Origin of the sequence: Variovorax restrictus, from assembly GCF_051216715.1 — a bacterium.
GTDB lineage: Bacteria > Pseudomonadota > Gammaproteobacteria > Burkholderiales > Burkholderiaceae_C > Variovorax.
On record NZ_JBPJZH010000006.1, the window covers coordinates 103,690 to 123,362 of the forward strand.

The window sequence follows — 19,673 nt, forward strand, 5'->3', positions numbered from 1 at the left end:
CACAAGAGAGCGCCCTGGTGGTCGCAGTCCTGGCGTCATGTCCTGACGAGGCAGTCAAGCGAGCCCGCGGTTTGCGAAGCGATTTTTCTCCTAATGGCTGCCTGTCGGAGCAGACGATCCGAGATCAGCTCAGTGCCCTCGCGTCCTTACGACGTCCGTCCGATGCGCCCGGCCTGTCAGGCTGGATCGTAGGAGGCGTTTGCATTACTGATGACGGCACCAAGAAGGCAGTGGAAATCCCAATTCGCGCCCTGAGCGCTGAGGACGCGCTTGCACGCGCATCCCGAGTGCCTGGATTCACCCCTTTTGGCATGGTGCCGGAGCACCTTTTGGCTGCATACCAAGCCGCGATCGACGACCTGCACGGTCGTCACTCCCCCTCACCCGCTAACTGAACGCCTAGGAGTCTTGATGTCAGCCCTTAAAAAACACCTCGGCGCCCCCACCGGTCCAGTGCGGGAGCCTGCCGTGGAAACACGCAGCTGGCTTAGTCCACTGGCAGCGTTCGCTCGCGCGTCCAGCCAGGTAGCTGAGCGCACTATCGCTGGCGGCAGGCGGGCGCTTCACGATTCCGCGGCGCGTCGCGAACTCGCCCAAGAAGAGCGGCTGCTTCACCTGTACACCGGCTCGAAGGAGCATGCTCGCGTAGCTGCGCTTCTCGGAGCTGGCGTCGATCCGCTCGCGAGCAACGTCTCTCGCTTGGCTACCCGTCGGGCGTTTGCACCCATCCATCGTGCTCTGGCCAATCGAGACGATTACGGCGCCATGCTCCTGCTCGAGGCGATGAAACCAGGTCAGGTGGATCTACCTGAAGGCGAGCTGGGGGACTCACCCTTGATGATTGCAGTAAAGAACGGGTTGACGGATGCAGCCCAAGCGCTCATCTGGCGCGGAGCTAATCCGACGGTGAAAAACTATGCAGGGGTGAGCCCCTTCATGGAAGCGTGCCGCCGTGGCGATGTCGTCATCATGGACGAATGTATCGCCGCCGCGCAGCGGGTGGCCGACACCGCTCACCTCTTCCACGCGGCCGAGGTTGATGGCACCCCTGCCCTTTTTCACCTTCTGGGAGGCGCGGCGCCGCTCGATGTGAAGACGAAATACCTGCATCGCTTTTCTTCGGCAGGAGTGGACTTGAACGGAAAGTACGGGGATGCGGGTCACAGCGCAGCACACTTCGTCTGTATCTCTGGCGATGCAGAATTGCTTGGTGAACTGGCCAGCACCCACTCCTCGGACATCAACAGCGTCTCGACACTCGACGGAGTCACGCCAATCATGGCAGCAGCCTGGGCGAACCAGGCCGGAACCATCACCAAGGCTGCATCGCTGCCGGGTGTTTACGTGAACGCCACACGGAGCGCAGACGGCTCTAGCGCATTGCATATCGCAGCGGTACGAGGCAACTTAGAAGCCTGCACCGCGCTGCTCGCCGCAGGGGCGAACATTTCGGCGCGCAACAAGGAGGGTGAGACGGCCGCAGATCTCGCCGCGCACTTCGGACAAAAAGCGGCGAGTTCGATGCTGAATGGCCACATCGCTGAGAACAACTTGGTACGCCGCGCGGGACTCGCGCTCGAGGCATTAGCCAAGCAGGTCCCGAAGGTGCCCCGGCCATAACGAAGCGCAGGCAACAGCGTCCTATACATCCATGAACCCTCCAGCCCGTTTCCCCGACGCTCTCCAGATCGCTGAACTCTTCGACGCAGTGTCCGCCGGGCGCACGTCGGCACTGCAACGCTTGCTGTACATCGCACCGCACGCATTCCATGCAGTACGCGAACCCAGGTCAGGACGCACGGTGCTTCAAGCCGCCCTGACTACCGCGAATACGGCCGTGCTGGACTTGTTGCTTCAGAAGCAGTTCCCGGTGAACGGCTCGAGTGCCGACGGCCAGAACCTGTTTCATCTGGCGAGCACCGCATCGGTAGCGAGCTTGATCGCACAACACGCGGGATCGGAGGCCCAAGGCCTGCTCCGCGACCAAGATGCCGCGGGGAACCTTCCACTGCATACCGCAGCGGAGAAGACACGCGTCGACTGCGTCTCCTTCTACCTGAACGCTATGCCTGACGCGGCTACCGCATTGACGCGACCAAATCGCGCCGGCGAGACGCCAATGCACCTCATCGCTGTAAACACGCCGCAACTTTTGCCGCAGGCTTTGATGCATCACGCCGACCCACGGATCCGCAATGCCGCGGGTGCGACACCACGAGATCTGTGCACCGACGCCAAGATCTCGAAACTACTGCGCGTTTACGAAATGCGGGCCCACGGCGCCGACGAGGTGGCGCGTGAGCGCCTACTTGAGGCGCGAGCCATCGCGAGCGCGGCGACCGCAGCCGCACGTGCGAAAGCTTATGTCGGCGCCAGTTCAGCGTGACAGCCGCGGCTGTGCGGTGATGCCAGTGGGCGCATTAATCGGGCAATAATCGTCCATCCCTCACTACGGCGCGGCAGGCTTGGGCATAAACTTGGTGTGCTACCTGAAGCACCATGCCTGCACTATTATCATCTGTCCCTCTTCCTGGCCCCGACGTCGTATTGAACAGCGATGCGTCGCCGTACGTGTATACGCAGCGAGCCGGAAACCTGCGACGCATTGCCGCCTGGGGCATCGACCTGGCGATCGCAGGCGTGATAGCTACGGTTCTTTCCAAGATCCTGGGCAATCCGGTTCAAGATCCATTTATCGGCCCTCTGTTCCTGTACATGGTTAGTAGCTTCGCCTATGCCACTGCGCTGGATGCGTCGTCCTGGCAGGCAACGTTGGGCAAACGGCTACTGGGCCTTCGATTGACGAGCATTCGCGGCCGAAGAGTAACGCTACCGCGCGCCGCTTCGCGGAACTTCATGCGCATGTTGTTCCTCATGACGTCCGGACTCTCGTACCTGCCCGGATTGATCCTTCCGTCGCGCGCCGCACTGCACGATCTGCTCACATCCGTCCGGGTTGTGGACGTCACGGCCTCAGGCAGCCCAGCCAAACGGGTAGCAGCCGCGCACCCAGCCATCAGACTCGTTGCCGGGTGCATTGCCGCCTTACTCAGCGTGTTCAGTCTGCTGCTGATCATGTTCTTCGCTGGCGGAATAGCGGTTCAGCGAATGGTAGTAAGCGACGCTGTGGCAGAGCTCCACCCGGTGATGTCAGCGACGGAGGCCGCCTACCGCTCGACCGGTACGTACCCGACTAAAGCTCCTGGCAACGGCTCAAATTCCGATGTCCTACCTGGGTCTGCATTGACAGTGACTTTCGATCCAGCGAAAGGCTCGTTCGTTCTGACTCCTTCGCCGCGCTCAGGTGTTAAAGGTCGCCTGGCGATCACCCTACACCCTGCGAACCATGTCGAGACGCAGTCTTCGGAGCCAGCATGGACTTGCCGCGCCCAGGACGGAATGTCGCCTCTCTTGCCTCCTGCGTTCTGTGCACTACGGGTTTTCCGCGAGCGCATTGCCCATAATCGATAGCGGCGCCGGGCTGTGCTATGGCGGTAAATTGACAGCAGCGCGCCAAAATGGCGCGATTTCTGTGCGTCTATAGAATTCACTCGGCAGTAAGCCCCTGGTGCCTGCAGTGAACGACCGTATACCAATGCTCAAGCACACAATCCACATCATCTGGGGCGACCAGGCGGTTACCCGCATGCGCGCCGGCGTGGTTGATAACCTGGTGAGGCTCGCGCACGCCTCCTACGACTTTGCTTCAGCCAAGGACGCAAGCGCGTTCCTCCTCGGCGTAAGCGAAATGCGCAGTCCCGCTAGCTGGATGCAAGTACAAAGTGTGGGCGAAATCGCAAAGCTTGGCCAGCCTCTGCGGGCACGTCTCTTCACAGCTATTGAGCGCGGTGATGTCGCGACTGTTGAGGTCCTCATCGCTAGCGGTGTAAGTCCGAACGCACGCGCGCAGGACGGCCTGTCGGCACTGCATCTTGCAGCGCGGTTGGGAAAGCCACTTGTCGCGGCAGCCCTTCTGGAGCGCGGTGCGGATCCATCGCTGACCTTACACGACAGCAAGGAGACAGCCTTGCACCTTGCCTGCGCCTCACAAGCAGAAGGAAGCCAAATTGTTGCAGGGCAATTGGTCCATGCCGGCGCCGACATCGACGCGTTCGACTCGTCCCGCAAGACTCCCCTTGTGCATGCCCTTGACGCCTCGCGGCTTCATGTCGCGACATACCTCGTCTCGCAGCGCGCAAGCCTAGACCTCGAGGATGTGACCGGCCAGAGCGCTAGACGCGCCTACCTTGAGAAACTCGCCGCCGTGATCAATGACCCCGCAGTTGATGCATTTGCGACGGCGATCTCTCAGTCCGACGACATCGACGAGAAAGATCGCATCCGTCGGTCCAGATCGCTCGTACCAACCCCTTACAACTGATCGAATCCTCAGCATGGCCCGTCTCCCAGCAGAATATCTCGAACGCGTGCTAGCGGCGACCGACATCGCCGAGGTTGTCGGTCATTCGATCGCGCTCAAACGCCAAGGGCCGACCGAGTTCGTGGGGCTGTGCCCGTTCCACAAGGATGGGTCTCCATCTCTTAACGTTAACCCTGGTAAAGGTGTCTTTCTCTGCCGCAGCTGTGGCGAGTCTGGCAACGCCTTCACCTTCATCCAAAGACACGAAGGCCTCAGTTTCCGTGACGCCGTGGAGGAATGCGCCAAGGCAGCGGGGCTGCCGCTGCCGCGGGAGATTGACGGAAGTGATCCGGCCGAGTTCGCAAAGCACGAGCGCCTCTTGCAACTACTTGATGCTGCTCACCGTCTATATCGTGATGCCTTATCCAAGCACGAAGTCGCGCAGAACTACTTGCGCGAGCGCGGCATCACGCCAGAGATGGCCCACGCGTTCGGACTTGGCTACGCGCCGCCGGGACGAACCTACCTGGGCGAGAGCATGGTAGGGGTGACGCCAGAGATCATGGTCGAGGCCGGCATTACGCTTGAGAGCAGCTTCGCACCAGGTCAGTACGTCGACTTCATGTCCGACCGAATCATCTTTCCGATCCGGAACTCCTCGGGACGAACAATCGCGTTCGGCGGCCGCAGCCTGGATCCGGGCGCCAAGAGGAAGTACCTCAATTCACCCGAGACTCCGCTCTTCAAGAAGGGAGCCGAACTGTACGGCCAGTTCGAGGCGAGCCGGGCGATTCAAAAGACCAAGACAGTCATCGTCACAGAGGGATACGTAGACGTCGTAATTCCGCACGGCCATGGGATCACCAACGTCGTTGGCGCCATGGGCGTCGCCCTTCAACCTGCAACCATAGCAAAGCTGTTCAAAAGCGCCGACACCATCCTTTACTGCTTTGATGGCGACAATGCAGGTCGAAATGCTGCGCGCAAGGCTATGCATCTGACCGCGCCACTAGTCGACGAACGAAAGCGCTGCCGTTTCGCATTTCTGCCAGAAGGGCTGGATCTCGACGATTTCGTGAAGCGCGAGGCGCCGGATGCAGTTCAACGCTTCTTCGCTGGTTCGGAGCCGCTCTCGAAGTACGCCATGCGCGAGTTCTCAGCGCAGCACGACATGGAATCCGTTGAGGGTCGTGCAGGATTCGCAGCTGATGCGATGCAATTTATCGACAGCATCAACTCCCCTACGATCAAGGGCTTGATGACGAATCTGGTTCAGGATGCCATCGGTGGTGGCATTGCGCTGCCAGCCAGCCGAAATGTGGCATCTCCTCCTGCGCAAGCCGGTGCGGGCCCAGTGCATCCAGCAGCACCACCCCCGGTCTCCATTCACCCCACGCCAAGCCCCACATCAGGGCAGCTGAAGCCAGGCTTCGCCCCAGCCCCGAGGGCGAGCCGGGCCGCGCCCGCCTCTGAAATGCTCGAGACACCAAGCATGGCAGCTCGAGTTATGGGCATCCTGATGCGAGAGCCACAAGCTGCAAATCACTTCGATGCCTCCTGGCTTGAGGTCGTGCCGGTACCTGCGCACGAGATTGAAAGCGTGGCAGCCGTCATTCGTTTCGTGGACGAGCGCGGCAGCCATGTCACCGCAAACGACATTGTTCGTCACTTTGCAGGAACGCCCGTCGGGGAGTTCATTCGGAGCACCTCAGTGGGGTCCAACGTGTCCTTCAAGAACGAGAACGTCGCCAAAGTGCATGCGTTCATGAACCTGCTTGCGGGGTTGGACGAGCAGCCAACGGCGTCCCGCTCTATGAGCCCAAGGCCATAGCGCTCACCGGAAGCCCGAACGCCAGGCAAGGCGCGACTGGCGAGCGGCCTGGCCTACCCGCCCTTTCCCTTCAAAAGCGCCGACAAGTCCGCGAGCTGTTTGAAGGTCGACTTTGTCATGAGTCCAACGTTACGGCGCTCGACATTCGACTTGTCGACGTACAGCGCTAGCGGTAGTTCCCGAACACCAGCTGCCTTCAGCACCGCAAGCGCCTCAGCGTGCGCGCGCTGCGCCTCCGCAGAGATCGGAGCACTGGGTGCCACCTGGCCAGAGAACATCGCCTTCAGAGCCGCGCCCTTGTCCGCGGTCGATATAAAAGACTGCAGCCAACGCGCCGACGCATCTCCACCGAGCGCTATTGGAATCCAACGAATCTTCACGGATTTCAAATGCTCGCGGGAGTCCCGATACAAGACGCCGCATGCAGAGCACGTCGGATCAAAGACAACGTACAACTCGGCGCCCTCACCTTCTTCAAACCACTGCACCGTTCCTCTGGCAAGGTCGATAGCCGAAGCTGAGCCTTTCGCTTGGTTCGTCGAGCCGTCCCCAAGAAACTCCAGAACATTGATGAATGTCTTCTGATGCTCTGCGGTGAGGTTTGTCAGATTCTCGTCGATGAGTATTCCCAGGATCGCGTGGCGCTTGTCCGGCGTCACATAGTAGATCCGGCGTTCACCGTTCGCAGCAGAAAGCACGTAGCCCGTCAACCCGCCAGGACTTTCGAATTTGTCCTGGAATCGAACCCCCTGACCGCCCTTAAGCATGGCTGCGATCGGCGCGGGCAACCCTGAGTTAGGCTGCGCGTGTGCCCGCTTCGGTATCGGCTCACCGGCAGCGAAGGCCGTCGCCTGGGCACCCAGGGAGATCAGGGCTGCGAAAAGTGCGGCGCGTGGTTTAACCATAAATCGATCTCCTACATTCTTTGGTCGATTTTTACACGACGAACGCCGCCCCAGGCTGGGTTCAAGGCACGCCTGCAACCTTTCCACAGGAAGCGACGATGCCGCATTAACTAAAACGGGGTCTGTGCCGGGCCTGAACTGTAGAAGTTGATCGCGCGTGGCAAAATCGTCCTCCGGTGAGTAGAACGATCGCCGTGGCGAAAAACGATTATGAACAATCCTTCTGCACGCATCGACGACAGTCCCAGCACGGTTCTTCACAGCCCTCGTGTGACTGTGGCCGCGGTCTTCACTACGATCGTGATCGCTGTGGGTAGCCAAGGCGCCTATGCGGCGACGTGCTTCCCGGCGACGCCGCTTGCTCAGATGACCATCACGTCACATTACGGCATGCGCTTTCACCCCCTCAAGAACAAGCGACTGCTTCACGACGGAACGGATTTCCGCGCCGCCGTCGGCACACGGATTTCATCCGTGCATTCGGGAAAGGTTCGTTTCGTTGGCACGATGAGCGGCGGCGGAAACACTGTGGAGGTCATGGGCACGGACGGAATCGTTTCACGCTACATGCACGCCAATAAGCTCGTGGCTCAGATGGGCGCAACCGTCAATCAAGGCGACATGATTGCGGAGTCTGGAAAGACAGGCCAACCCAACATGGCCCCTCACTTGCACCTATCGACGTACGTGGTCGGAAATCGGCCCGTCAACCCAATACAGTTCTTCTGCGGTAGCAACTTCGCGGTCTCGCCCGGCGCCAAACCTCCGCTGGACCCTGCCCCTGGTGACCCGATCGTATCGGTTGCTACTGCCAACGCCGGCATTCCCGCAACGGCGCCGGCTGGCGCTCCGCCAGGAACCCCCCCTCCGGCTCAAATCCCTCCGGGCATATCTGGCGGCGTAGCGCCTCCGATGCAGACCTTCCCGAGCATGGACGACATGTCGGTCCGGGATTTTCTGTACTCCGAGACAAACAAGCGATTCACGAACCCGCAGTGGTACCAGGAGCTCATCGATCCAGCAGCGGCGCTCCGCGCCGATCCAAAGAACGCTGGCGTCGCATTCTCGTCGTCTACGATGGACCCGAAGGTCTACATGCTTCGGGAACTGAATATCACGATGGCTCTGGACAACCTCATGGCGTCCGAGCGCTATACCGCTCGCGAAAACATCGAGGCTCGGATCGCGGCCTTCCTGTCCCTGGATGCCAAAAGTTACAGCGAGAAGGTGCTGTCATTGCTCAGGTCACAGGCCACGGGCAAGTGATGACGTCATAACGCTGGCCAGGCTGACGCCCATCGCCGTCGTTGTAGCCATGGACGCCCTCCACCGAGCGGTCTCTGCCCGCGATCTAGCTGCGGCAACAAAACTGCTTCGCGGTGGCCATCCGCCAGACAGCGTCGGCGCCTATGGGGAAACTGCAGTCGCGATCGCCATGCGGGGGGCTGACAGGTCGATGCTCACGCTCCTGTTACGGCACGGTGCTGATCCTCGAGCGATCGACGCCGACAAATGCTTCCCGATCGGCATAGCGGCGATACGGGGCGATCTCGAAGCAATACGGGTGGTGGCTGAGTATGCCGCGGACTTTGAATCGCCCGTACCTGGCGAGCCCTCGGCGCTGGCACTTGCGTTGTCATGTGGTCAACGACCTGTCGCGGAGTACCTCCTTCGCCATGGTGCCGACCCATTCTGCCGCGGCTACGACGGTCGTCCGCTCTGGGAGAACCTAAGCGCAGATGGTATGACCCGCGAGTGTGAGCTTCTTCTCACGTCGACCTTTGACATGACTGGTATTGGGCGGCCAAATGGCTACGCGGTTTACGAGTCGCGAGGACAGCCTGCCGGCGCATCCACGAGCGCACCCAGCACGGCGAAAAGTCGCGCGGCGCCAGCCCCTGAATCGAGGCGCGACCGTCTCGCCCGTATCAAGGGTCGCCTGCTCCGCCCCCTCGAACAGGTTAGCCTGAAGCTGCGATTGCGACTTCCGCGTGCTCGCGAACAGGTCGAGGCCGCGGCCGCGCGAATCCCTCCGGTCCGAGCGCAGCCAAAGCTCCACGGTCTCGTCGACGCGCTGCTTACCTGCCCAGCGCAACAGCTTCCAAGGGCGAGGGAGATGGCTCTCAGGCAGCTATGGGTCGCGCTAGCTGACGCGCCTTCAACCGCGCTCCAGGTCGATTGGTGGACTGGGCGCAGCCTCGCTCATGCTGTTACGGCGCCTCGGCTCAACGAGCTCGCAACTCGACTCATCAACGCCGGCCTGCTCGACCAAGCGCTCAACCGCTCAGATGCTTGCCTCGATCGCCCGCTTCATCTGGCAGCACGTGCCGGCATGCCTGATGTCGTGCAGGCGCTGATCGCGCGCGGTGCTGACGTGAACGCGGTGAACCGCAATGGCTTGACACCTCTTCAAGAGTGCTCCCATCACCTGGACGCGGCGACGGCTACTCTATTGCTCGAGAGCGGAGCAAATGTGCGCCTAGGCCGCCTTCTCAGTCGAGAAGAGCAACCCGAGCGTACGGCAGGTGCTGCCGCGGGCTACCTTAGCGCGCTTGCAGACGCGCGATCCAGAGCGAAGGCTCTGACCGTCTTCTCACCCAACAGTCCCTTCCAGCTCGGGTGAGGCAATGCGCCGCAAGTACACGGCGAGACGCATGAGATTCGCTAACTAGGAAGCTTGAAAAGCGAGCACCAAGTGCCCCTGCGGTCTAGCTCCTGTGCGGGCGCCCACATGAACAATACGCTCGAACGAACGACTAGATGATGTCAAAGTGGTCTTGCCGGCTGTCCAATGGATTTCCAGCCTCCATCGTCCTATTGCGCAGGTTTTACCCGCTGCAGTACGGGCCTCTTGTGCCACTAGCTTATCCAGGTGCGGACGGATCCACTGTCTAGGTGAACAAAGCTCTTCGACACGTAAAAACCGACTCCGCCGACCGCGAAGATCGAAGCGAGTCGACCCAAATAGGCAACTGGAACGCCTTCCATCCTGACATCCAGCGCCTTGCCCCTAAGGTGCATACTATTCTTCGCGGCGCCTTCAAGTCGCTGGTTCGTAGCGGCCGTGCGGTAACCAGACTGGATCACGACGGGTCGATCGATTCCCCACGACACCAGCCAGCGCTGCATCGCGAACACTAGATCGAGGACCTCGATATCAATGTACGCCGCCACGCCCGCCTGCGCATCGCGAAGTAGACGGCATACCTTCAGGTACTCGGTCATGTCGAGCTGACCGTCCGAGCAATAGCGCGAGACCAACTCCTCTCCGGTCTGCGGGCGCTTCAGCCATACCTGTCGAGTCTCCCCTGGTGATGGCCAGTGGGGAATCGGCGGGCCTAACCCTGGGCGAGCGCGCTGGCGCGCGTTCTGGCTGGTCACAGTTGGCTCGCCGCGCGTACGAAATTCCATCGGTGCGACCGGAACGTCTGCCGTAGATGGTTGCGTTGCAACCGACGCCGGCCCCAGGCTCTCGGCGGAGGCGCGCAGCGGCATAAGCAATGGAGCGGCAGACAAGCCAGCAGCGGTCAATAGAAGGTTGCGTCGTGTTTGAATCATGCGAGTCTTTATTGCAAGACGGGTCGGTCGACAGTGCTGCTCTAGTCAGCTTCGCGCCGGAACAAGCGGGCTGCCGTGAAAGGTCAGGAGTTCTTGACCAAAGCGTACGCAGTGCTGCCAGCCTTCGATCGTCGTCACTCTCGCGTGCCAACCACCAGTTGCCGCGCACACGTTGCGGGCACCAGGCCTTGGCGCGTCGCTACGTGCGAACAGCTTGGCTTGGCCAGGGCTCCGAGATCCAAGGCGGCAGGCGCGGTGCGTCAGAATTCTTGACATCGCGGACGAGCCGTCGCGACCCGACCGAATGACCTCACTCCTCATCGAGCGCGTCATAGAACTCCTGGAAGAGCGTCACGATCTGCTCCTCAGACTTCGCCGTGGGTACGGCACGTGGGTACCGGGTCGCATCTTCGATGTCCTGGATCACCTCCCGTGCAGCAGCACCTGCCTCCTCCACGCTTGCACCGAACTCGCGCTCGATCGTCTCGACGCCCTTGAAGGTAGAGTTGTAGTCAAGCATCGGAGCCGCGGTATCCGCTCCCCCCAAAGCATCCTGCAAGCCACGCGCAACACCCGTGTCACCTGCGAAGACGTCCCCAGGGAAGCCCGTGCTTTTCACGGGAATGAAGACGTTAGCCTGTTGGAGCGTTACGACTTCCTCATCCTGCGTATGTATTTCGCCTGCCAGGCCAGAACTCCCCTGAACCATCTGTGCACCTTGATCGAACGCTGGCTCCTCCATGCCTTGGTGTGAAAGTTCCCCGGTCTGACGCATTGCATCCTGCAAGAACGCATCCGCCTCAAACTCTGGCTCGCCTTCGAAGTCATCGATTCCGAGGCCTGATCCACCATCGGCTTGCTGCCGAAAATCAAGAATGCTCTGCGCGCGCACGCGCTCGACGGCGGCGATCGCAGCAATGCCGCGCTGGAGCGGGCGAAGTGATGATGACAGGGCGAGCTGCTTAACTGCTACGTCGATATCGCCTACTGATCCAACATCAAGCGCTCTGAAGTCGCCGCCTTCTAACCGTCCTTCAATCTCCGACGCACTTGTCTCCAGTTCGCGAAGCTGGGCTGCATCGGGTGGTGGGACCGCCAAGAAGTGGTTCAACTGCACCCGTGGCACGGGCTTCGGGTTCACAAAGTAGGTCTTCGCGGTGATGACGCGCGAGCGCCAGACAAATGTGAACTGCCCTTCAATCTGCTCTTTAATATCAGAAGGGTCGATCCGGTCGATCGCCTTCAGGTGCACGTTCATCTGGTCTGCGTAACTCGTGGCGGTGTTTCCAACCTCGCCATCGAAACCTGCGGTCTCAGCGACATGAGCCTTCCCGCCTGTTTTGACCACAAAGTCCATCGTCTGCTCTGGATCTTCAATGGACCCAAACGCCTTGATCCGGGTGTTGCCGCACACAGAAACGGCTTCCTCTTTCGACTCCCTTTGGAATGAGGCCAAGTCTTGACCGCCAACCACGCAGACAAAGCCCAACGAGCGCGCTTGCGCGAATGCGACTGCAAAACCCTTCACTGCGTAGTAACCGTACTCGTCCAGGATGACCACGTACGGCGGCAAGAGTGCACGCCCCTCGTCATTGTCCAGAAGGTCGCGGCGGCCCTCCAGCACGCTACCGAGGCCCTCAGCCATAATGTTTTTGAGGGCAGTTACGATGATCTTGCCGATGTTCGCCGTTTCTGAAGGGGTCTTCTCCAGCGAAGGCAGCATCGCAATCAAGATCCGGCGTTGCTTCACAACATCTGGGAAGTAGACCTCGCCGAGTGGCACACGAACAATGTGCCCGTACGTATCTGCGAGCGATGTAAAGGCACGCACCAGCTGCATCGTAATGAAGCCATGCTGTAGCTTCGTGTCGTCGCCCTGCCCACCTCGTTGGCCCGCCTTTTTCTCGCTGTATGCCGGGAGATTGATAAGGTAGTTCTTCAGGCCTTCGAGCACCTGCTCGAGACCCGGGTACTTAGCCGCCCCCTTCCAGCACAGCTCTTCGAGCCGCTCGAGCTCGAAGTAGCTGCGATATGCGTTCACGTCCAGGATCAGCCCGTAGTTCTCACGCAGATAGACCAGCGGAGGCGAGATTGCCTCGACGAACGAGATCGCGCGGTCCTTCCACATATCGTCGCCGCCAGCGCCACTCGACATGAGGCCGACCACCAACTGCGAGAGCATGCCCGATGACCCATAAGCAAACGGGTTCATGTTGTTGGTGATCTTGCTGGGCTGCGGCCCAATAATGTCTCGCGCACCTGTCATGAAGTTGAGGATGAGAACGTCGTCGTCCCGCCCCCGCGCCCGACACAGGTCTTGGATTTTGAACGCGATCTTGTCTTGAGCCTTCCCGTCCACGAACATGAATCCAGAGCCCTGGTTCAACGCGTTCTGGCAGAGCCCCAGCAACATCTCCGTCTTCCCTGAACCAGTGGTGCCCAGCACCAGCATATGCACGCCGGCGTCCCGGTTTGTAAGCCACACCTCTTCACCCGTGATTCGGTCATTTCCAAGGTAGAAGGTGCCCTTCGCCAGCCCGGCCTTATGGGTTCCCGGATTGACCTCGATCGGATCGATGATGTGCGCATGCTTTGGCATGCGCGCTGGGAGTGTGTAGGACTTCTGGGCGCCACGAATGAACAATGCGCCCAATAGAGCGGCGACTAGGAGCACATCAGCGAGCGCCGGGAGCATTGCTGCGAATGTTGCTCCTGCCACCATGGTCATCAGCCCACCAACGGGCGAGCGCAGCGCCTCGGCAAGCTTGACACTTGAGCGTCGCATGTCGTGCCGCGCTCGCTGCGGCGCGACCTCGTCCCGCCTATCAGGGCCTACGTTTTGGTACCGAACTGCCATCGTGAGCTTCTAGGTAGCGGCGCTGCAATCAGCTGCCAGGTGCGAACTTGATGCCGAACGGGTCCACAGATTCTTTGCCTGCAGACTGAGGCGTCGGCGTGACCGCAGACGTCTGGGCAGCAGGTGGCGCGCCAGGAGTTGGCAACGCAGCTGCCTGGCCTGGAGCTGCAGTCACGCGGCTAGAAGCAAGAGGCGTGTAAATGGACAGTTGGGGCGGCGTCGAAACAGCCGGACCTGGCCCGGCAGCACTTAGCCATAGACCAGCTACCGCCGCCGGCAGAAGCCACCAGGCGCTCAGGCGACGTGGGACAATCAGGTCGGCGAGCCGCGCGACCGCCTCCTCCGCCTCGGTTGCAGATGCCATCTCCAACAGCGCATATTCCTTGACTGGAGCACCAGTCTTCGCGCCGGCAGTTTGCTTCACCATGATGCCGTAGACGTCGGGGGACGACTGTTCGCCAGCTGATGTTCCTGGCAACCTGGAGACCCGCACGCTCGCCTCCTTCAAGTCCGCAAGGCTGAGCGTTGTGAACCCCTTGCCAACCGAGCCCGGGAAGTAGAGAAGCGCTAGGCGAGCTCCAAAGAGCGGAAATGTGCGAGTGGTCCGGATAACGGCCTTGTTGGCCTGATCTCTACGGTTGCGAATTGTCTGGAGCAAGCCCATCACTGGTTCCTTGAATGTGGATTAGTCGTAAAGGGCGAGATATCCGGTCGGACGGGCCAAACGCTTGCCTTGGCCACTCGCGAATGCTTTGTCTGCCTCGGCGGGCGATGGGATCGAACCTGCGGAATGCACAGCCCGCTGATCCATGAGGTCGTCGCCCTCGAAGATTCCATCGAAGGAATCGTCATCGTTCAGGAACTTAGCCATCTCGGCGATCAAGCCGTCGACGGCATGCCGCACATATGGCACTTCCAGCTTCTTCTGGCGTGACTTCTCTGTCAGCCAGTGAGCGAAGACGCCGGCAGACTCGACGTGCGGGGTTCTCCGCCCAACATCGGCAAGGGCGTACCAAAGGTCGCGGTCAATGCCCTTAAGCCACAGAAACCAATTTGGTGGCAGATAGTCTTTTCCGCCTTCACCGCCCCTGCAACGCTCAAGGAGCGTCATGAGGATGGTCCGCTCATACGCGTGCTGCTCAAAGCTCGCGACCACGGATGCCGTCCTCTTGTACTTCTCGATGAGTTCGTCCACACCCGTGTAGTCTGGCGCTCCATCTGCAAAGCTATTGGCTAGTTGCATCAGCAACTGGTCGGCCGCCCTGAAATCGCGGTTGGTGCGAGCCGCGAAGAGCGCGAAGAGCGCGCGTGCGTGGGGTTGCATAGCGGAAATGCCGAGAAACACGCTACCGAGTTGCCTCACGAAGACAGCTTCTGCGCGTTCGCGATCGATCGCTCCCGAAGCGTTGCGCAGCTTGTGGATTCTCGCGAACTGGCGTTCGGTCTTGGCGATCGCCCAGTTGCCTTTGTCTTGATCCATGTTCGCGAAATCGTTCGTCAACGAGATGCGCATCCATGGGTATTCGTCCCCCACGGCCTGAGGAAGCGTGACAACCGTGTACGTCTTTCTGAAACGTTCGGTTGGGCTTTTACGGTAGAGCCAGACCCCGAGTGCGAGCATCACCGGAACTGTCACCCACCGGATGTAGGAGCCGACCTGGGATGAAACGTCGACCATCTGACCTGCGGTCACCGTTGAACGCGGGACGAATTTCATCCAAGCGCGCTCCTCTTCGAGTGCGGGAGTGAAGAAGCCGATAACCCAGCTCTCCGCAATTCTTAGGGCTAGGAGCGCGCCGGCGATGCGCTCGTGGAAGACATACCAGAGCATGAACAGGACGAGGCCAATGCCCACGAAGACGACCAACTCGCTGCTGCCGTCGTTCCCGCCACCCGCTGGCTTCCGCTGTTTCGCCATGAATACTCGCCCTAACGTTTAATCGTCGCAATGGATGGCCCGAGTGGCCAGCGATTAATCGTAGTCGAGATTTATGGGCGGCAGCTCGGAAAATGGGCTCCGGCCAGCGAATATCACGCGCAAAGCGCTAGCAACTCAGCGCGCAGGGCGTACGTTTGGACCTAGGTCGCTTTGGTCATGGCCTTGGCTAGCCTCCGACAGTGTGGCGCTGTAGAAGACCTTTGCCACCGAATCGCGGTAGGCGGGATGCCGTTGTATGAGCGCGCGCGCAAGCGGAACCTTCCGACTCACGCGGTTCATGTAGGCAGTGGCCAGCTCAACGTTCCCGGGGGAATGGTATCGACCAACTGCGTTCCAGATGTTGCCTACCTTGCGCATGTTGGACGCAAGAATCCATGCTGCAGCGTGGATGTTTACGCAGAGATCGTTCTTCAGACTTTCAGCCGTCACATAACCAAACAGGGGGGAACCAGGTCGGAGCCAAATGGTATTCACCTGCATTACCCCTAGGTCAAAGGAGCCGTTCGTATTCGACTTGGACAGGCCGGGCCTGCCACCCTCCGTCATTAGGATGCTGAGGAGCCCCTCTGGCGGGATTTGATAGCGATGCGACGCCGATACGACGCACTGAGCTGTGGCCGGCCACTCGATGAGCGGGGCCGGAGGAGCATCAACCACCACTTGAATCACCGTCGCGCAGACGCGGCTCGACGCCTGCAGGCACCCAATGTTGTGGCGAAGCGATCCACAGCAGAAGGTCACAATCCCTCCCCGCTCTCCGCCGAAAGGTTTCGAAGGAGTAGCGCACAGCAATGGCGAGCAGCACCAACGCTGAAACTACGCAGGTAGTGATCCATGCAAGCGGGATGGCAGCGGCACCACCGAGTGCCGCGGCCAAGCCGATTCCGCCTACCAAGCCTGCCAGTGTCAGTGACAGCCGTGACTTGCGCGCAAGAGCTTCGATGAGCGCAGGGCGACGGAGAGGGTCGAGCTTCTGCATTGATCGAACCCCCTCCATCCGACTAGGCAACCACTCGCTTGGACTCGTAAGCCATTCAGCGGCCGCGCCCAGTCGGCGGCGTCTAACCTGAAACGCTCGAAGCGAAGACTGTGAAAAGTGCGCGGCACACGTGGTCCCCAGGATCAACGACAACAATCCGGAGAAGTAGCTTTGCTGCAGCGTATGCACGCCTGCCACTGTGTACGCCACGACCGCGAACACGCCAGCGGCGTACATTTGGAGGAGGAGCTGGTTGTGAATGAGCGGCAGGTCCTCCTCCAGCACGCCATTACGCTCGAGCGCCTCCTCGAACGTTTCGATGCGGCCGGGTCGCATCAGCACCGCGGTTCCGGCTCGAAGCTGTCCGCTTGCTGACTTGATGACGCTTGCTCCCCGCATCGTGTTGGTCATCGTGCTGTTGATCGCACCCCTCAACGTCGCCTGCTTGTTCAGGTACGACAGAAAGCCTTTTCGTCGCTTTTCACCCGTGCCCGACGGGTCTACGTCCGAGCTCAACGACGCACCTCGGAGCGGTCAAAGCCGCCATCGATCGGCTCGCGGAATCCCGCGTCGGAGCGAACGAGCTGCCCTTGTGAAGTGTTGCTCGCGCCTCGCTCAGCCGGTAGAGGCGTCCCCGGAGGCAGCCTGTTTGCGACCATGACCGGCTCCGGCGCGTCGCCGAGAAACTGGACCATTTCGACCAAACGGGAGTATGTGCCCGCGAATGCCTCGTCGACCTCCTCCAATGGAAGCCCTTCAGGGTGCATCTCAGCCACCATTTGCTGCCCGGCCTTGTCCATCTGCCTTAGTTGATCGACAACGTCCTGGGCGTGGTGCCTCCAAGCCGACGCGTAGATCGTCCCGGCGTTGCGAAGAAGTGCCTGGAGCAAGTGGTTCCGCGATCGGTTACTGGCTGCAGCGTCTAACAGATTTGCCATCGAAGCCTGTACTGCGCTCGAAATTACATCCTTTGCGTGTACCGCCGCCTCCTGCTCGCTGTGAAGCATGTCGAAGATTCCGATCTCGCGCACGACCGGCTCCATCGCGTCCAGCAGCGCCACCTGCAATGCGACACGACTGTTATCAGCTGCGTCCTCGTAGACCGGTTCAGGCGCATCGTGCTTCGCAATCTCGAGCCAGGCCGGGATCAGGTGCCGCACGTCAGCCGACGGGGAGCCGGACTGTCCGTCCAGCGCTGACACCGTCCATTGCTCTGCGACGGCCGCTGCGACCATCCGCAAAATCCGATACCGTGCCCAGGGCACGTTGCCAAGCCTCAGCGCGGCAACGAGCTCTTCCGTCGTGGCATTCGCGCTGGTCATCATCTCTTGCGTGCCCTTGACCATCGCACCGTGCGGGGCGCCGGGACCAGGGCTTCTGATTAGCGCATTCATCAAGCTCGAACTCACCGCAAGAGCGTTGAGCGAGCGCCGCGTCGACGCATCACCTTGAAGTACCTTCTCGTCGTCTTTGCGGAGGGCACCGACGCTCACGCCTGGAACGGCACGTGGCGCTTGCAAGCCTGCGGAGTTTGTCACAAGGGAGTCCTTCTGCGGTGTTGGCTCGGCTCAATGCCGCTGAGCCCAATTTAGGGTTGGCGACTTAGGCTGGCTGTCCGGCGCCCATGGAACAAGGCCGCGCTCATGGTCGTCAAAGAATGCCTGCACCAAGTGGTCGACAGTGGCGCCCGAACCCTTTGGTGGGGTGCGCGCACCGGCGAGCACGTTGCTGCGTAGATCGCTGGGGGTGATCGACACGGAAGCTTGAACAGCAGGGTGCTGTTCAATGGCTTGCACTAGAGCCTCGAGGCAGTAGAGAGTCAACGTCGATGTTCGCCGCACGTGCTCCAGCGAAGAGTGCGCGCCAACCGAGGCTTCGCCGTCGGCCCGGAACATCACACCAATCCTGCGCCCCGTGGTTTGAAGATGAACTTTATCGGCATGCCAGAGAACAACGGGCAAAAAGGCTCGGTTGCCGGTCATCATGGACACCGGCACCGGCTTGTCGTCCATAAAGAACTTCCAGTCCTTTGCAACAATGAAGGCTGCGAGCACGTCGCCAAGTGTGCTCTCCATGGGCTGCTCAGCGAACGCGGGTTTGGGCTGGTTCATTTCGTTGGGCCACTTCTGCAGTAGTACGGTGCTAGGTTCATGCGCTCGTCTTAGGCGGATGCCGAAAGCACGCTGCGCGTCGATTTTGCATCGGCCGATCAGGGCAATCGTTCTTAATCGCCCTGCATTCGGCCTTTTCTGCTTCAAATAATGTCCGCGCTTAAGACAGCACGGTATGCCGATTATGATAAACGGCCCAGCCGACCTGGACAATTTTCGGCCGCGGACTTCTCTGGAGGGCCGTGTTCTTCTAACGTCGCTCTCACCAGACGCGACCTCCTTCCTCCTGGTTTCTTATGAGTTCTGTTCGCTGGAGCGAGAGCCAGCTCGACGCGTTCATCGCTCGCACTGGCGCAAAAGTGGCCGCGTCCTTCGGCCACGCCCGGGCGAACGGAGACGGGATCCCCACGGCTCCGCGCAAAGCGAGCCCAGGTCGCCTAGCCGCTTATCCAGAGCAGGGCTCGGAACAGCTGGCGCCGACAGATCCTTCGTCGCCAGTGGAAAGCTCAGCCACCAGGCGTATTCGGCTCGCAACTGAATCGCTCGCCAATTGCGCTCTTGCCTGCACGCTTGTAGGCAGCGACGCGTACGAACTGGCTTTCGACGGCGCCCGACTCCTGGGGGTCAACGACCTTTACGCGGTGAGCCACTACCGAAGGGTCGCGTACCGTCGCGCTTGGCATGAAGCCGTGCGGCGATGCCTCGAAACTGCGCCCGCCCGCAGCTGTTTGAACGACGCGCACTGGGCCCCGCTGGACCATTTCCGCGTGGTTGGATACAGACAATCCGCTCGCCTGTGCGATCTAGACGCGCTTAGCGGGCAGTTCAAGGCCGCGATCGATGGCCTGCGACGCGCAGGCTTGATCGTCGACGACGATCCCCAACACTTCATCGATATGCGGTCCGCACAGGCGATCGGAACGTACAAGGTTGTTATCCGCGTCGAGCCCGTGAGCAGAGGGACGCACGCATTGAGCCAGTTGAGTTGCTCAACCGTATCGGGATCTCATCACGCTCCTAGCAGGATGCGGAAATACTCCCCTCCAAAGCGAGTCTTCCTCTTCGTCGAAGACTCACTTTTCACATGGTGCAGTCAGCAGCGCTTTCGGGAGTCGTTTTGCGCTGATTTGAGG

Annotated in this window: 17 protein-coding genes; 8 read left to right on the plus strand and 9 right to left on the minus strand. The window is 60.5% G+C overall.

Annotated features, from left to right (window positions below):
- The first annotated feature begins 411 nt into the window (after positions 1-411).
- The 5 genes from ACSFA0_RS23760 (at position 412) to dnaG (ending at position 6,191) form a co-directional block, all read left to right on the plus strand.
- Complete coding sequence (locus tag ACSFA0_RS23760) at positions 412-1,620, plus strand: ankyrin repeat domain-containing protein (protein WP_435452728.1); 1,209 nt, start codon at positions 412-414, stop codon at positions 1,618-1,620.
- A gap of 31 nt (positions 1,621-1,651) precedes the next feature.
- Positions 1,652-2,386 (plus strand): hypothetical protein, encoded by a 735-nt coding sequence (locus tag ACSFA0_RS23765; protein ID WP_435452729.1) that lies wholly within the window; start codon positions 1,652-1,654, stop codon positions 2,384-2,386.
- 161 nt (positions 2,387-2,547) lie between these two features.
- Positions 2,548-3,471: an RDD family protein gene (locus ACSFA0_RS23770; RefSeq protein ID WP_435452730.1), complete on the plus strand. Its 924-nt coding sequence runs from the start codon at positions 2,548-2,550 to the stop codon at positions 3,469-3,471.
- Positions 3,472-3,595: 124 nt separating this feature from the next.
- Positions 3,596-4,381 (plus strand): ankyrin repeat domain-containing protein, encoded by a 786-nt coding sequence (locus ACSFA0_RS23775; protein ID WP_435452731.1) that lies wholly within the window; start codon positions 3,596-3,598, stop codon positions 4,379-4,381.
- A gap of 13 nt (positions 4,382-4,394) precedes the next feature.
- Complete coding sequence (gene dnaG / locus ACSFA0_RS23780; RefSeq protein ID WP_435452732.1) at positions 4,395-6,191, plus strand: DNA primase; 1,797 nt, start codon at positions 4,395-4,397, stop codon at positions 6,189-6,191.
- Between the two features lie 53 nt (positions 6,192-6,244).
- Here dnaG and ACSFA0_RS23785 read toward each other — a convergent pair whose 3' ends face one another.
- Positions 6,245-7,096 (minus strand): hypothetical protein, encoded by an 852-nt coding sequence (locus ACSFA0_RS23785; protein ID WP_435452733.1) that lies wholly within the window; start codon positions 7,094-7,096, stop codon positions 6,245-6,247.
- A gap of 210 nt (positions 7,097-7,306) precedes the next feature.
- Between ACSFA0_RS23785 and ACSFA0_RS23790 the strand changes: the two genes are divergently transcribed.
- Positions 7,307-8,362: a M23 family metallopeptidase gene (locus ACSFA0_RS23790; RefSeq protein ID WP_435452734.1), complete on the plus strand. Its 1,056-nt coding sequence runs from the start codon at positions 7,307-7,309 to the stop codon at positions 8,360-8,362.
- A 49-nt stretch (positions 8,363-8,411) separates the two neighbouring features.
- Positions 8,412-9,719 carry an ankyrin repeat domain-containing protein gene (locus tag ACSFA0_RS23795; protein WP_435452735.1) on the plus strand — a complete coding sequence of 436 codons (1,308 nt, stop codon included), beginning with the start codon at positions 8,412-8,414 and terminating at the stop codon, positions 9,717-9,719.
- Between the two features lie 236 nt (positions 9,720-9,955).
- Here ACSFA0_RS23795 and ACSFA0_RS23800 read toward each other — a convergent pair whose 3' ends face one another.
- The 8 genes from ACSFA0_RS23800 to ACSFA0_RS23835 form a co-directional block, all read right to left on the minus strand.
- Positions 9,956-10,654, minus strand: coding sequence for a YcbK family protein (locus ACSFA0_RS23800; protein WP_435452736.1), 699 nt, complete (start codon positions 10,652-10,654; stop codon positions 9,956-9,958).
- A gap of 310 nt (positions 10,655-10,964) precedes the next feature.
- Positions 10,965-13,439: a hypothetical protein gene (locus ACSFA0_RS23805; RefSeq protein WP_435452737.1), complete on the minus strand. Its 2,475-nt coding sequence runs from the start codon at positions 13,437-13,439 to the stop codon at positions 10,965-10,967.
- Positions 13,440-13,539: 100 nt separating this feature from the next.
- The gene (locus ACSFA0_RS23810; RefSeq protein WP_435452738.1) at positions 13,540-14,175 is read right to left on the minus strand and encodes a hypothetical protein; all 636 of its coding nucleotides are present in this window, start codon (positions 14,173-14,175) and stop codon (positions 13,540-13,542) included.
- Between the two features lie 21 nt (positions 14,176-14,196).
- Positions 14,197-15,429, minus strand: coding sequence for a type IVB secretion system coupling complex protein DotM/IcmP (gene icmP / locus ACSFA0_RS23815; protein ID WP_435452739.1), 1,233 nt, complete (start codon positions 15,427-15,429; stop codon positions 14,197-14,199).
- Positions 15,430-15,564: 135 nt separating this feature from the next.
- Positions 15,565-16,191, minus strand: coding sequence for a lytic transglycosylase domain-containing protein (locus ACSFA0_RS23820; protein WP_435452740.1), 627 nt, complete (start codon positions 16,189-16,191; stop codon positions 15,565-15,567).
- Positions 16,100-16,945, minus strand: coding sequence for a hypothetical protein (locus ACSFA0_RS23825; RefSeq protein ID WP_435452741.1), 846 nt, complete (start codon positions 16,943-16,945; stop codon positions 16,100-16,102). The genes ACSFA0_RS23820 and ACSFA0_RS23825 overlap by 92 nt, the downstream gene beginning before the upstream one ends.
- Positions 16,942-17,922, minus strand: coding sequence for a hypothetical protein (locus ACSFA0_RS23830; RefSeq protein WP_435452742.1), 981 nt, complete (start codon positions 17,920-17,922; stop codon positions 16,942-16,944). The genes ACSFA0_RS23825 and ACSFA0_RS23830 overlap by 4 nt, the downstream gene beginning before the upstream one ends.
- Positions 17,923-17,997: 75 nt before the next feature.
- On the minus strand, positions 17,998-18,540 hold the full coding sequence (locus ACSFA0_RS23835; RefSeq protein WP_435452743.1) for a hypothetical protein: 543 nt from the start codon (positions 18,538-18,540) through the stop codon (positions 17,998-18,000).
- 296 nt (positions 18,541-18,836) lie between these two features.
- Here ACSFA0_RS23835 and ACSFA0_RS23840 point away from each other — a divergent pair.
- Positions 18,837-19,673: hypothetical protein (locus tag ACSFA0_RS23840; RefSeq protein ID WP_435452744.1), on the plus strand; the 837-nt coding region annotated here is incomplete at its 3' end.